Raw genomic sequence first — 14,043 nt, forward strand, 5'->3', positions numbered from 1 at the left:
TCTGGTTATTTGATGCTGCGGCAAACCGCTGCAATGCGCTCTCTCAGACCCCGGCGATGATTATAAATTCCAGCGCGGCCGAATGTGGCCATGCGCGCGTGTTCGCGCCCGGCTGCGGCCTTGTGCAGCACTCCCCGCGCACCAAACAAAAACGCCGCGGCAAACCGCGGCGTTCCGGGCAAGGCGCGTCGACCGCGCGCGTCTTACTGGCCTTCGCCGAACTTATCGGCGATCAGCTTGAGCAGCGCGCTCATGGCGTCGGCCTCGTCCGGGCCTTCGGTCTCGATCATCACCGTGCTGCCGATGCCTGCCGCCAGCATCATGACCCCCATGATGCTCTTGGCGTTGATGCGGCGGCCGTTGCGGCTCATCCAGATTTCCGCCTGATAGTTGCCTGCGAGCTGCGTCAGCTTTGCCGACGCCCGCGCGTGCAGGCCGAGTTTGTTCACGATGGTCGTTTCTTGTTGCAGCATAGGTCGATCCGGACGCGGTGTGTGGAAGTGTGACTGGGTTGTTTCGGTGTGCCTTGTTGTTGGCTTTCGGTGGCGCGCCGCCGCTTCAGGTGCTGCCTGCCGGCCTGAACACGCCGGCCGCAACGCCGCCGGTGCAAACGGTGACCCGCGTCGCGTCGGCAGGCTGGCTTGCGCTCTGGCCGGCTACCGGATTCGCGGCCTGCTTTGTCGCATCGGCCGCGGCCTCGGTGCAGGGCGTGGGCGGGCAGCCGCATTCGCTCGCGCTCGCAACGGGCGGCATGGTCGGGCCGATGGTCTGGACGCCCTTGCTCGCGCCGGCCAGCGCCTTTTCGACGAGCGTGTCGAGCGGCGTTGCGCGGTAGCACACGGCACGCACCAGCATCGGCAGATTCACGCCGGCCAGCACGCGCACCTCGGGCACCGTGGCGAGGCGCGCCGCGATGTTCGAAGGCGTGGCGCCGAACATGTCGGTCAACACAAGCGCACCGTTGTCCTCGCGCAGGCGCTCGATCTCCGAATTCGCCTTGGCGACCACTTCAGCCGGGTCGCTGTCGGGGAGCACGTCGAGCGCGCCGATGCGCGCCGGACAACCGCCATAGATATGCGCGATGCACTCGCGTAGCGCGGTGGCGAGCGGTGCGTGCGCAATGATCAGAATCCCTGCCATGTCAGCTTGACTGCAAAAAACGGCTCCGGTTGATGCTCGGACGATCCGTAGATCGCGTCCTGCAGCGCCAACCCCGCAGCCAGCCGTGAGCTCGCAGGGTCGGAACACGCGCCGCGCGGCAGCCAGAACGTCTTGTCGACGCCGGCTTGCCAGCCCGGAACGCGGGCTCGCGGCATTGTAGCAGGGTCATTTTCGCGCACGCGAGGCGGTTCTGCTCACAGCGGCGACAGATGTCGCGCGCGATTCACAGGCTCCGCGCACGCGCTCGACCTTTTGTGGTCCGAAACTGCCCGCCAGCCAAGGTCTCGATGGAGCGCCCACCCTGCGAGGCGCCCACATCCGGCAAATGCAGCCATACACGCGGCTTTCAAGTCCGCGCTCCAGGTGCGGGCTTCAAATGCGCCCGTCCCCGCTTCGAAGCCGGACTCAGGCCAGATTCAGGGCGCCGCGCGCTCCAGCGCGTCGATGAACATGGCGGCCACGTCGAAGCCCGTCTGCTCCATGATTTCGCGGAAACACGTCGGACTCGTGACATTGACCTCTGTGAGCCAGTCGCCGATCGCGTCGAGCCCTACGAGCAGCAGGCCGCGTGCCGCGAGGGTCGGGCCGAGGGCCTTGGCGATCTCCATGTCGCGCTCGGTGAGCGGCTGCGCGACGCCAAGTCCGCCCGCCGCCAGGTTGCCACGCACCTCATTGCCCTGAGGAATGCGCGCGAGCGAAAACGGCACCGGCTCGCCGCCGATCAGCAGAATGCGCTTGTCGCCGGCCTTGATTTCGGGGATGAACTTCTGCGCCATCACGCTGCGCGCCCCGTCGTGACTCAGCATCTCGATGATCGAGCCGAGGTTCATGCCATCCGCCTTCACGCGGAACACGCCCATGCCGCCCATGCCGTCGAGCGGCTTGAGGATCACGTCCTGGTGCTCCTCATGGAACTTGCGCAGGCGCGCCGCGCTGCGCGTGACGAGCGTCGGCGCGACGAACTGCGGAAATTCGCCGATGGCGAGCTTTTCCGAGTGATCGCGAATCGACTGCGGCTTGTTGAAGATCTTCGCGCCCGCGCGCTCGGCGATCTCCAACAGCCACGTCGACGTGACGTACTCCATGTCGAACGGCGGGTCCTTGCGCATGACGACGGCGTCGAAGCCGGTGAGCGCGCGCGAATCGGCCGTGGCTTCGAACCACGTTTCGCGATGCAGGTCCGCCGTATCGCCGATGATCGTGAAGCGCCGCACGTCGGCTTCCACCTGGCCGTTCACCCATGCGAGATGCTGAGGCTCGCACGCGAAGAGCCGGTGGCCGCGCTTCGCGGCCTCGGCCATCATCGCGTAGGTCGAGTCCTTGTAGATCTTGAACCGCTCGAGCGGATCGGCGATGAAGAGAATGTCCATATCGTCTCTGCCTTGTCCCTGTCCTGTCGCTGCTTGACGCCTGGCATGGCGCCTGGTTTGGTGCCAGCTTTCATGACGGCAACGCCCGCACGGTGGCGGGCGCTGCGTTCAATTGTGTGAATGATGACGGCTGGCTCAGACCTGGATCGCTTCGGGGTCGGTCTTCTCCAGCTCGACCGAGGCCGCCAGCAAGCCGAGCCGCGCCACCACGCCGTACATGTAAAAGCGGTTCGGCGGCGCCGCACCCGCTTTCGCGCGCGTGTCGGGCAGCGCCGTGTGCTCGAAGCCGAGCGGCACGAAGTGCATGCCCGGCGCATTCAGGTTCTGGTCGCGCTCGCGGCTGCCGTGCGCGCGGTAGAAGCCGCCCACCACATAGCGGTCGATCATGTACACGACCGGCTCGGCCACTTCGTCGCCGATATGCTCGAACGTGTAGACGCCTTCCTGCACGATCACGTCGTGCACTTCGAGCCCGTCCTTCGTGGCCGACATCTTCGCACGTTCGCGCTTCGTGAGTGCGGCGACCTCCGAGGCGTCGTGCACCGTCATCACGCCGCGGCCGTCCGTGCCGGCATCAGACTTGATGACGACATAGGGTTTTTCGGTGATGCCGTACTCGCGGTACTTCTTCGCGATCTTCTTGAGCACAGCGTCGATGGCGGCGGCGACTTGCTCCTCGCCCGTGCGCGCCTCGAAATCGACACCTTCCACGTGCGCGAAGTACGGATTGATCATCCACGGGTCCACGCCCACCATCTTCGCGAACTTCTTCGCCACGTCGTCGTAGCAGGAGAAGTGCGTGGACTTGCGGCGCACCGCCCAGCCCGCATGCAGCGGCGGCAGCACGTACTGCTCGTGCAGGTTTTCGAGCACGGGCGGAATGCCGCCCGACAGATCGTTGTTCAGCAGAATCGAGCACGGGTCGAAGTTCTTCAGGCCCAGGCGCCGCTGCGACCGCTCGAGCGGTTCGAGCACGATCTTCTGGCCGTCCGCGAGCGAGATCGTGACCGGCCCGGCGATCGTTTCGTCGAGCGTGCCGAAGCGCACGTTCAGGCCCGCCTGGCGCATGATCGTGGCGAGTCGCGCGACGTTCTCCAGATAGAACGCGTTGCGCGTGTGCATCTCCGGAATCACCAGCAGGTTCTTGGCGTCCGGGCAGATCTTTTCGATGGCGGCCATGGCCGCCTGCACGGCGAGCGGCAGCACTTCCTGCGGCAGGCAGTGGAAGGCGCCGGGAAACAGGTTGGTGTCGACCGGCGCGAGCTTGAAGCCGGCGTTGCGCAGATCCACCGAAGCGTAGAACGGCGGCGTGTGCTCCTGCCATTCGAGGCGGAACCAACGCTCGATGGCCGGCGTCGCGTCGAGAATGCGCTGCTCCAATTCGAGGAGCGGGCCGTTCAACGCCGTAACCAGATGCGGGACCATAAGGGGTGACTCGCAGACGAAATGCTTTGATTGTAGGGAAACCGGTCGTTTATCTGGGGACGATTGCGCCAGATGCAAGACGGGATTGCCCCCATGAATCCCGTCATGAAATCCCTTGAGCACGGTAGGGTCAATCGAGCGTTCCGCGCGCGCGGATATTCATGCCGGATATCCATTCTGGACCGCCCGCGCCACCCGGCGCAATTGGGCACACGGATTGAAGGGGCACTATGCGAACGCGCGGACGAGGCGCTTATTCCCCCTCGCGCCCTCCCGCGGGAGCAAAGCCACACCCGGCGCCTGAGCGCACACAAGAAAAAGGGCCCGCCGAAACGGCGGGCCCAGGTCGCTGCTTTCTGCCCTGCTAGATCAAACCATCGAGCGCGGCGCGCTTATTCCACGCGCTCGCCATGCAGAACCACGTCGAGACCTTCGCGCTCGTCTTCTTCCGAAACACGCAGGCCCATCACCATGTCGATCACCTTCAGCAGGACGAAGCTCACCACGCCGCTGTAGATGAGGGTCGTGAGCACGCCCTTGGCTTGCAGGATGACGCTGCCATCTGCGCCGCCGATGTCCTTCACCGCGAACACGCCGGTCAGCAGCGCACCGATGATGCCGCCGATGCCGTGCACGCCGAACGCGTCGAGCGAGTCGTCGTAGTTGAACTTGTGCTTGAGCCAGGTCGCCGACCAGAAGCAGACCACGCCCGCCACCACGCCGATCACGATCGCGCCCAGCACGCCGACGAAGCCCGATGCCGGCGTCACGGCCACGAGACCCGCCACGGCGCCCGAAGCGATGCCGAGCACCGACGGCTTGCCCTTGGCGATCCACTCCGCGAACATCCAGCCGAGCGCGGCGCAGGCGGTGGCGATTTGCGTCGTGAGCATCGCGAAGCCGGCACGGCCGTCAGCCGCGACTGCCGAACCCGCGTTGAAGCCGAACCAGCCCACCCACAGCATGGCCGCGCCCGTCAGCGTGAGAACGAGGTTGTGCGGTGCCATCACTTCGCGGCCGTAACCCACACGCTTGCCGAGGACGATACAGCACACGAGGCCTGCGATACCGGCGTTGATGTGCACGACCGTGCCGCCCGCGAAGTCGAGGATGCCAGCGCTGGCGAGCCAGCCCGTCGGCTCCCACACCATGTGTGCGATCGGCGAGTAGACGATGATCGACCACAGCGACATGAACACGAGCATCGCCGAGAACTTCATGCGGTCGGCGAACGCACCGGTGATGAGCGCCGGCGTGATGATCGCGAACGTCATCTGATAGACGAAGTACACCGTCTCGGGGATGGTCGGCGCGAGGTGGCTCACCGTCAGCGTCGTCGCCTTGTCGCCCTTGATGTAGTTCACGCCCTCAAGGAAGATGCGCGAGAAGCCGCCGATGAACGAGCCGCCCGGCGTGAACGCGATCGAGTAGCCAACCACCGTCCAGATCACGGTGACGACGCAGGTGATCGCAAAGCTCTGCATGAGCGTCGCGAGCACGTTCTTCTTGCGGACCATGCCACCGTAGAAGAGCGCGAGGCCCGGGATGGTCATGAACAGCACGAGCGCGGTGGAGGTCAGCATCCACGCGGTGTCGCCCGAGTTGATCTTCGACGAATCGACCGAGAACGGCGCGGTCGGTGCGGCGGGCGCGGCGGCTGCGGCGGCAGCCGATGCGTCGGCCGGGGCGCTTGCGGCGGCTGCCGGGGCCGAAGCCGCGTCGGCGGCGGGCGCCGAAGCCGGAGCGGCTGCGGACGCATCGGGTGCCGAAGCGGTGGTGGCTGGCGCGGAGGCCGCGGCGGGCGCGGATGCGTCGTCCGCCAGCGCGGCGCCGACGCCGCCGGCCAGCAGCGAGCCGGCCATCATCAGGGACATCAAAAGTTTGCGCATCTCGGTTTCCTCTTTCCTCTTGTCTCGGTCTCTTTAGCTTTACAGCGCGTCGGCGCCGGTCTCGCCGGTGCGGATGCGGATCACTTGTTCAATCGGTGTGACGAAAATCTTGCCGTCGCCGATCTTGCCCGTGCGGGCCGCGCGTTCGACCGCCTCGATGGCCTGCTCGACGATGTCGTCGGCCACGGCGGCTTCGATCTTCACCTTCGGCAGGAAGTCGACGACATACTCCGCGCCGCGGTACAGCTCGGTGTGCCCCTTCTGGCGACCGAAGCCTTTCACCTCGGTCACCGTGATCCCCGAAACGCCGATCGCCGAAAGGGCTTCGCGCGCCTCATCGAGCTTGAACGGCTTGATGATTGCTGTAATGAGTTTCATGTAGTCCTCGCTGTGGTTTGCTTCATTCCTTTGTTTGCTTCTGCAACGGGCGCCTCGCGAACGGCGCATGATGTTTCGGCGCGTCGCTGGCACACCGTGAGCCAACCGTTGTTCGGTGCGCGGGGCAGTATTAGCAACACCCGTGCCAATTTGCTCAGCCCGTGCGCGAAGCCGATGTGATGGACTTCGATGCAAGCGCGCCCAAAGCCATGGACAATGCCGGTCCGCGCCTTGAGGGGCGCGGCGCGCAAGGCCCTGGCCGAACGGCCAGCGTGGCGCGCGCGCGGTGGCGTGGCGGGGGGAACGTTGCTACAGTGTTCTCAGGCATCGCTACCGCGCTGGGCGCCGCATAGCGGCGGGAAGTGGCCCGCCGCTATGCGGCGCGAAGCACACGGGCCGGCGGTGCGCACCAGTTCCGCGCACATCTGGCCGTGGCCCTGCGAGTTCGCACCAAGATCGATCACGGTCCAACGCGAGGCACAGGCGAAACAAAACTTGCACATTTTTTGTGCAGCGAAGGGGAATCGAATGAAGCAACCAAACGACGTATTCAATGATCTGCAATCACGCGTGAGCGATCTGCTCAAGAACTCGCCGGCGCGCGATGTCGAACGCAATGTTCGCGCAATGTTGTCGCAAGGCTTTTCGAAGCTGGACCTCGTCACGCGCGAGGAATTCGACGCGCAAACGCAGGTGCTCGTGCGCACGCGCCAGCGCCTCGAAGAACTCGAGCGACGCGTGGCCGAGCTCGAGCAGAAGCTGCCGGTGACTAGCCAGTCCTCCTGATCATTTCCTTGCGCACTCCTGTGCGCAATCGAGTGCAGCCCACTGCCGCACCGCCGAAAGCGATCCGTAGCGTGATCGCAATGGAACCGTAAAGAGGCATCCGCCTCACCAGCCTGGCGCATGCACGGCGCGCGAAACATGTACGAAGCCCGGTCCGAAGCTTCGTAGAACGCGCGCCACTCGCGCATCCGAGCCTTCCGGAGAATCCCATGTCGCTTGCCGTGGTGCGCAGCCGCGCGCCGGCTGCTGGCCGCGCGCCCGAAGTCACCGTCGAAGTCCATCTCGCCAACGGGCTGCCGTCGTTTTCCATCGTCGGGCTACCCGATCTCGAAGTGCGCGAAAGCCGCGAGCGCGTGCGCGCCGCGCTCTCGAACTGCGGCTTCGATTTCCCGGTGAGGCGCATTACCGTCAATCTCGCGCCCGCGGATTTGCCCAAGGAATCTGGCCGCTTCGATCTGCCGATCGCCCTCGGCATTCTCGCGGCGAGCGGGCAGCTTCCGGCTGCTGCGCTCGCGCACCGGGAGTTTGCGGGCGAGCTTTCGCTCACCGGCGCCGTGCGGCCCATGCGCGGCGCGTTCGCCATGGCTTGCGGTACCGCACGCGCACACAGGGATCGCGCAGCGCGCGTCGACGAAGCGGCAGCGTCCAGCCGTGACGCCATAGCCGAAAGCATCATCCTTCGGATTCCTGACACCGAAACCGGCGAAGCAGCGCGCTCCGGTATGCCCGAGCTTTATCTGCCTGCGCAAAACGCCGCCGAGGCGGCGCTCGTGCCAGATGTCGCGGTGTACGGCGCGGCAGACCTGCGCTCCCTGTGCGCCCACCTTGCCGGCGTCGATCCCGAGGCGCGCCTCGCCTCCGTGCGCGCGAGCGCCCTCGACGCCGCACCGGCCGCCGCGCCCCCCGATATGGCCGACGTGGTCGGCCAGCGCGGCGCGCGCCGGGCGCTCGAAGTCGCGGCGGCCGGCGGCCACCATCTGTTGATGGTGGGGCCGCCGGGCGCCGGCAAGTCGATGCTCGCCGCGCGCCTGCCCGGGCTCCTGCCCCCCATGACAGACGACGAGGCGCTCGCCTCCGCCGCCCTGCTCTCCGCCAGCGCGGCCGGCTTCACGCCGCAGCAGTGGCGCAAGCGGCCGTTTCGCGCGCCGCATCATTCATCGAGTGCAGCCGCGCTGATCGGCGGGCGCAATCCGCCGCAGCCGGGCGAGATCACGCTCGCGCATTTAGGGGTGCTGTTTCTGGATGAGCTGCCCGAGTTCGACCGCCACGTCCTCGAGACCCTGCGCGAGCCACTCGAAGTGGGTGCGATCACGATTTCGCGCGCCGCCTGGCAAACCGACTTTCCAGCCGCGTGTCAGCTCGTCGCCGCGATGAATCCCTGCCCGTGCGGCTGGCGCGGCGACCCCGCCGGTCGCTGCCGCTGCACGCCCGAAAGCGCCGCACGCTATTTGCGTAAGCTCTCGGGGCCGCTCCTGGACCGCATCGACATCCAGATCGAGATTCCGGCGCTGCCGCCCGCCGAACTGGCCGCTCGCGCGAGCACGAACGCCGAACCGAGCGCTGCGATCGCCGCTCGCGTGCAGGCGGCACGCGAGCGCCAACTGGCGCGCCAGGGTAAAACCAATCGCGAATTGACCGGCCGCGAGACCGACGCAGTCTGCCAGCCGGATGCCGCCGGAGAAGCGCTGCTGCGCGAAGCGGGCGAGCGCTTCGGCTGGTCGGCGCGAGCGCACTACCGGGTGCTCAAGGTCGCGCGCACGATTGCCGATCTCGCGGGTGCCGCGATGTCCGAAGCAGCGCACGTGGCGGAGGCCGTGCAATACCGGCGCGTGTTTGCCGAACGGTAGCCATGCACCGCGCCGGTTTCGCCGTAGAACGCCGCCGCTTTGCGCTGCGGGGAATGTGAATAGCGCCAATAAGTCGAAGTCAAGACTTGACTTATGCACATTTCGTCGTGTTGCGCCCGCTTCTGTGCATGGTTCGCATTACGCCGCGACCGCTTTCATAACCTGTTGATTCTTCTGCCTTTCTGGATTTACAGAAAAGCGGCCAAAACTAACAGAACGCCCACAGGACGGCCCTTTCCGGCCAACGGGGAGTTGTTTTCCACAAAGTTACCCACAGCTCCTGTGGGTAACCGGTAAACCCTCAATCAAATCCGATAATTAGCGTGTTTACCTGCAGCGCAACTTTCACTTCGTCCCCCAAATGCCCGCCGCTGCGTGAGTGAAACATGCGGCGCGAGGCGTACTGCGGAGTCCCAAAACTCAGTACAGCTTGAAAGATCCGAAGAACTGGTCGATCTGCTCAACCGGCGGCTCGGTGCGCCCGACAATCGCCACCTGGTAGGCGCGCGCGCCCTTTGCGACGAGCCGCGCGTGGATCGTGCGCGTCTCGCCGTTGGCGCCCGCGTTGCCGGCCATGCGCATCTCCACGCCCTCGACCGTGCCGCCCGCCGCGAGCGGCACCGCCACTGCGTGCGCCTCGGCAGGCGCGCCCACGTTGCGCGCGAGGCCCGCGCGCAGGAACTCGAGCGCCTTTTGCTGCGTCGCGGGCTGCGCGTCGGGCAGATCGAGCGTGCCGACCACGAACACGGCGCCGGCGACTTCGGCCGTCTGCACGCGCATGCGCATCGGCGTGCCGTTCACGTCGATGCGGCGCTCGTCCTTGTCGGGCTTGGCCGGCAGATCGATCGAATAACCGCTCGCGTCGTTCGAAATCGTGCGCCAGTCGTAAGGGGGCGAGCAGGCAGCCAACGCGAACGCGGCGGCGAGTACGCCAAGCGTCGCCGAGCGGCCAGTAACAAAGGCGCGCAGCGTAATGTTCAATGGGAGACGGGCACGGCGAAGGATGTCCAGGACCATGGGGCGCGGTTCGTCACAGAAGTGAAAGGTGCGCGACATTATCCTTCGGCGCATACCCGGATGTTGTCTCGCAACCGCTATGCCGGGAAATTCGGCGCTACAATATTTGCGCTCAACACCCGCGTCCTTCGGCGCACGAGGCAAGGCTCATGACCGCTGCATCCCCGAATTCCTCGAACAAGCGTTCCGGCGCGCTCATGCGCATGGGCGCGGCGGTGGTCGTGTTCGCGATCGCCGTGGCCGGCTACTTCGCGTTCTTCGGCAGCCAGCAGCGCGTGCCCGACGCGACCTTCACGCTTCTGTCCGGCCAGAAGGTCTCCACGCACGACCTCAAGGGCAAGGTCTATCTCGTCAACTTCTGGGCGACGAGTTGCACCACCTGCATGGCGGAAATGCCGAAGATGGTCCAGACCTATAACCGCTTCAAGGGCGAAGGTCTCGAGTTCGTCGCGGTGGCGATGAACTACGACGCGCCGATGTACGTGGCCAACTACGCGCAAACGCGCCAGCTGCCGTTCAAGGTGGCGATGGACGACGGCTCGGCGGCCAGGCAGTTCGGCAATGTCCAGCTCACGCCCACCACGTTCGTGATCGGCCGCGACGGCAAGATCCTCAAGCGCTACGTCGGCGAGCCGCAGTTCGCCGAACTCGACCAGTTGCTGCAGAAGGCGCTGGCGACCTGATACGCGATTCACGTAGCCAACAAAAAAAGCAGCGGAAACCCGCTGCTTTTTTTATGCCTCCTTGTGCCGCTTTACGCCTCGCCGCGCGCCACCAGCCCATAGCGGCGGATCTTCTCGTACAGCGTGGCCTTCGCCATCTGCAGCCGCTCGGCGGCCTGGGCGACCGCACCGTTGCTCTGCTGAAGTGCGTCGGCGATCAGCGCGCGTTCGTACTGCTCCACGCGCTCCTTGAGCGGCAACGCGTCGTCCGCGCCGGCCGCCGCGCCGGCCGACAGATCGTCGGGAATCCCGAGGACCCGGCGGTCCGCCGCATTGCGCAGCTCGCGCACGTTGCCCGGCCAGTCGCGCTGCGCGAGCCGCATGCGGTCGCGCTCGGTGAGCAGCGGCGCAGGACGCTGGTAGCGCACCGCCGCGTCGAGCAGGAAGTGCTCGAAGAGCGGCACGATGTCCTCGCGGCGCTCGGCCAGCGGCGGCAGCGCAATCGTCACGACGTTCAGCCGGTACAGCAGGTCGCGCCGGAAGGTCCCCGCCGCGACGTGCTCGCTCATGTCGCCCTTGGCCGCCGCGACCACGCGCAGGTCGGCGCGCACCGGCTGGTTCGAGCCGAGGCGCTCCAGCACGCCGTCCTGCAGCACGCGCAGCAGCTTCACCTGCAGTGAGAGCGGCATGCTCTCGATCTCGTCGAGAAAGAGTGTGCCGCCGCCCGCGTGCTCGAGTTTGCCGATCCGCCGCTTGGCCGCGCCCGTGAACGCGCCCGCCTCGTAGCCGAACATCTCCGACTCGAACATCGGCTCGGGCAGCGCGCCGCAGTTCACGGCGACGAACGGTTTGTCATGGCGCGGCGAAAGCTCGTGCAGGCTGCGCGCGATCAGTTCCTTGCCCGCGCCGGTGTCGCCGTTGATGAGCACCGAGGCGTCCGTCGGCGCGACGTTCGCGATGAGCTTGCGCACCTGTTCGATCGCCGGACTCTTGCCGATGATGCGCGGCGCGAGCGCGTTGTGCCCCGCCAGTTCGCGGCGCAGCGCGACGTTTTCGAGCACGAGCAGGCGCCGCTCCAGCGCGCGCCGCACCGTTTCGATGAGGCGCTCGGAGGCGAACGGCTTCTCGATGAAGTCGTACGCGCCGTCGCGCATGGCCTGCACGGCCATCGAGATATCGCCATGGCCCGTCACGAGGATGATGGGCACCTCGGGCGCGCGCTCGTGGCATTGCGCGAGCAGATCGAGCCCGCTCATGCCCGGCAGGCGGATATCGCTCACCACGATGCCTGCGAAGTCGGCATCGACGATCGCCAGCGCGGCTTCCGCGTTGGCGAAACCGGCGGCGTCGAAGCCCGCGAGCTGCAGGCTTTGCACGCCCGCGCGGCGCACGAGTTCGTCATCCTCTACGTAGAGCACCCGGCCGGGCGCGGTGTTGACCATGCGTTCACCATGTTCGTTCGTCATCCTGATTCAAAAGCCAGCGTCACAACCCAGTCTCACAACCCCGCCGCACGCGCCGCGCTCGCGGCATCCGCACGCGAGCGGCGCAACGTCAGCACGAAGCGTGCGCCGCCTTCCGGTACGTTGCTCGCCGTGAGCGAGCCGCCGCAGTCGCGTGCGATCGACGAGGAAATCGCGAGTCCAAGGCCAAGCCCCTGCCCCATTTCCTTCGTCGTGAAAAACGGCTCGAAGAGGCGCGGCAACACATCCTCGGGAATGCCCGGCCCATTGTCGCTCACCGCGATGGCGAGCGTCGCGGCGCTCGCCTGAACGTCGATCGCGACGCGCGGCGACGGCAGGCCCGCCACGGCGTCGAGCGCATTACCGAGCACGTTGATGAGCACCTGTTCGAGACGCAGGTCGTCGCTCTGCGCGCTCAGGTTCGGGTACTCGGCGTCCATGTCGAGCGGCACGGGCGGCGCGCCGTCTTCCGTCAACGTGAGATCCACGCGCACGCCATCGAGCCGCTTGCCGAGCAACGCGAGCGAATTGCGCAGCGCGCGGGCGACCGGTGCGCGGGCGCTCCTGGGTCGAGCGCGCCCGACGAACAGCTTGAGCTGATTGACGATCTTGCCCATGCGCTCGGTGAGCGAGCCGATCGCCTTCAGGTTTTCGGTGGCCGCCGCGTACTGGCCGCGCTCCAGAAACACGCGCGTGTTGTCCGAGAAGCTGCGCAGCGCGGCGAGCGGCTGGTTCAGCTCGTGCGTGATGCCCGCCGCCATCTGGCCGAGCGCGGCGAGCTTGCTCGCCTGGATCAACTCGTCCTGGGTCGCGCGCAGTTCCGCCTCGGCGCGCGTGCGCTCCGCCACCTCGCGCTGCAGGCGCTCGTTGGCCTGCGAGAGATCGGCGGTGCGCTCGGCCACACGCTCATTGAGCATCGCGTAGGCCTTTTGCAGCATCGCGCGGCTGCGCATCACTTCCCTCACGCGGGCGCGCCGCATGCGCCAGTAGAAGCCGAACAGGCACAGCGAAACGTAGCCGAAGCCCGTCATGATGGTCGCGTTGCGCGAGGCGTCGAGCACGGGGTCGATCGACGACATGGTGACGAGATGCCAGTCGGGCTCGCCGAGCGAGCGGCGCGTTTCCAGGTAGCGCGGCGCGCGGATGCCCGCGCCCATGCGCACGATGTCGGCGCCGCCCTGCAACACGCGCTCGACGCTCGTCGGCAGCGGCGCGATCGGCTCGCTCGCGTACTGGCGTGTGGCGTCGATCGAGGCCACCACGGCCGGCGGCAGCGGGCGCACCGTGCGGTACTTCCACGCGGGCACCGAGGAGAGAAAGATCACGCCGTGATCGTCGGTGACAAGCAGCGGCTCCGAGGCGTCGGTGCCCGGAAACCATTCGAGATTGAGCTTCACCACGGCCACGCCGACGATCTTGCCGTCGCGCCGCACGGGCTGCGACACGTAGTAGCCGGGATCGTGCGAGATCGTGCCGATGCCGAAGAAGCGCCCCACGCCGCCGTTCATCGCGTCGATGAAATACGGCCGGAAGCGGTAATCCGCGCCCACGAAGCTATCGGGGTCGCGCCAGTTGCTGGCCGCGATGCTCACGCCGTCGGCGCGGATGATGTAGGTCGTCGTGGCGCGCGCGTGGCGGTTCACGTCTTCGAGATAGCGGTTCGCAGCGGCCACCCACTCGGGTCTCTGATCGACCAGCACGTCCTGCACGAGCGGATGCTCGCCGACGATATAGGGCAAAGAGTCGTAGCGTTCCAGCGTGCTCTTGAGAGAAGCCGCAGTGCGGTCGCCGCGCACGGCGGCGTTGCGGCGCAGCGCGTCGATGCCGGCCTGCCACGTGAGCGCCCACGTCAGCGCGCAGACCGCAACGAGGCCGGCTGCAAGCGCGAAGAGGATGATGAGGCGGCGCGTCACGTGAGCGGCTTCCAGACGGTCGAGGGGGATGAGGGAGATTGTGGCACACGGCCGCGCCGGGGCGTCCGGGTCGGACAGCGCGCGGCGGCTGCACTCAGGCAACGTGCCGCCTGGTCAGGCGAGAAAGGCAAA

Annotated in this window: 12 protein-coding genes; 3 read left to right on the forward strand and 9 right to left on the reverse strand. The window is 66.7% G+C overall.

What is annotated here, in order from left to right; all coding sequences use genetic code 11:
* Nucleotides 1-203: 203 nt before the first annotated feature.
* The 6 genes from M3A49_RS19810 to M3A49_RS19835 all read right to left on the reverse strand — a co-directional run bounded on the left by M3A49_RS19810 (nucleotide 204) and on the right by M3A49_RS19835 (nucleotide 6,223).
* Complete coding sequence (locus tag M3A49_RS19810; protein ID WP_028201809.1) at nucleotides 204-473, reverse strand: HPr family phosphocarrier protein; 270 nt, start codon at nucleotides 471-473, stop codon at nucleotides 204-206.
* Between the two features lie 85 nt (nucleotides 474-558).
* Nucleotides 559-1,140, reverse strand: coding sequence for a PTS sugar transporter subunit IIA (locus M3A49_RS19815; protein ID WP_266230336.1), 582 nt, complete (start codon nucleotides 1,138-1,140; stop codon nucleotides 559-561).
* A 437-nt stretch (nucleotides 1,141-1,577) separates the two neighbouring features.
* Nucleotides 1,578-2,531, reverse strand: coding sequence for a glutathione synthase (gshB, locus tag M3A49_RS19820; protein ID WP_254352564.1), 954 nt, complete (start codon nucleotides 2,529-2,531; stop codon nucleotides 1,578-1,580).
* Nucleotides 2,532-2,666: 135 nt separating this feature from the next.
* A complete protein-coding gene (gene gshA / locus M3A49_RS19825; RefSeq protein WP_254352565.1) occupies nucleotides 2,667-3,956 on the reverse strand; it encodes a glutamate--cysteine ligase in 1,290 nt (429 codons plus the stop codon).
* A 392-nt stretch (nucleotides 3,957-4,348) separates the two neighbouring features.
* Nucleotides 4,349-5,845: an ammonium transporter gene (locus M3A49_RS19830; RefSeq protein WP_266230337.1), complete on the reverse strand. Its 1,497-nt coding sequence runs from the start codon at nucleotides 5,843-5,845 to the stop codon at nucleotides 4,349-4,351.
* Between the two features lie 39 nt (nucleotides 5,846-5,884).
* Nucleotides 5,885-6,223 (reverse strand): P-II family nitrogen regulator, encoded by a 339-nt coding sequence (locus M3A49_RS19835; protein ID WP_028201804.1) that lies wholly within the window; start codon nucleotides 6,221-6,223, stop codon nucleotides 5,885-5,887.
* Between the two features lie 528 nt (nucleotides 6,224-6,751).
* Between M3A49_RS19835 and M3A49_RS19840 the strand changes: the two genes are divergently transcribed.
* Nucleotides 6,752-7,009 (forward strand): accessory factor UbiK family protein, encoded by a 258-nt coding sequence (locus M3A49_RS19840; protein WP_028201802.1) that lies wholly within the window; start codon nucleotides 6,752-6,754, stop codon nucleotides 7,007-7,009.
* A 209-nt stretch (nucleotides 7,010-7,218) separates the two neighbouring features.
* Nucleotides 7,219-8,856, forward strand: a complete 1,638-nt coding sequence (locus M3A49_RS19845; RefSeq protein ID WP_266230340.1) for a YifB family Mg chelatase-like AAA ATPase — start codon at nucleotides 7,219-7,221, stop codon at nucleotides 8,854-8,856.
* A gap of 420 nt (nucleotides 8,857-9,276) precedes the next feature.
* Here M3A49_RS19845 and M3A49_RS19850 read toward each other — a convergent pair whose 3' ends face one another.
* Entirely contained in the window at nucleotides 9,277-9,873 is a 597-nt protein-coding gene (locus M3A49_RS19850) for a hypothetical protein (protein ID WP_266230342.1), read from the reverse strand.
* A 197-nt stretch (nucleotides 9,874-10,070) separates the two neighbouring features.
* On the opposite strand from M3A49_RS19850, the gene M3A49_RS19855 reads away from it, so the two are divergent.
* Nucleotides 10,071-10,556, forward strand: a complete 486-nt coding sequence (locus tag M3A49_RS19855) for a TlpA family protein disulfide reductase (RefSeq protein ID WP_416338983.1) — start codon at nucleotides 10,071-10,073, stop codon at nucleotides 10,554-10,556.
* A 71-nt stretch (nucleotides 10,557-10,627) separates the two neighbouring features.
* Here the strand turns inward: M3A49_RS19855 and M3A49_RS19860 are convergent, their stop codons facing one another.
* Nucleotides 10,628-12,001, reverse strand: coding sequence for a sigma-54-dependent transcriptional regulator (locus M3A49_RS19860; RefSeq protein ID WP_416338979.1), 1,374 nt, complete (start codon nucleotides 11,999-12,001; stop codon nucleotides 10,628-10,630).
* 32 nt (nucleotides 12,002-12,033) lie between these two features.
* The gene (locus tag M3A49_RS19865; RefSeq protein ID WP_266230477.1) at nucleotides 12,034-13,989 is read right to left on the reverse strand and encodes a sensor histidine kinase; all 1,956 of its coding nucleotides are present in this window, start codon (nucleotides 13,987-13,989) and stop codon (nucleotides 12,034-12,036) included.
* Between the last annotated feature and the right edge of the window lie 54 nt (nucleotides 13,990-14,043).

Source organism: Paraburkholderia sp. CNPSo 3076 (assembly GCF_026343935.1).
In the GTDB taxonomy this organism is placed as follows: Bacteria; Pseudomonadota; Gammaproteobacteria; order Burkholderiales; family Burkholderiaceae; genus Paraburkholderia; species Paraburkholderia nodosa.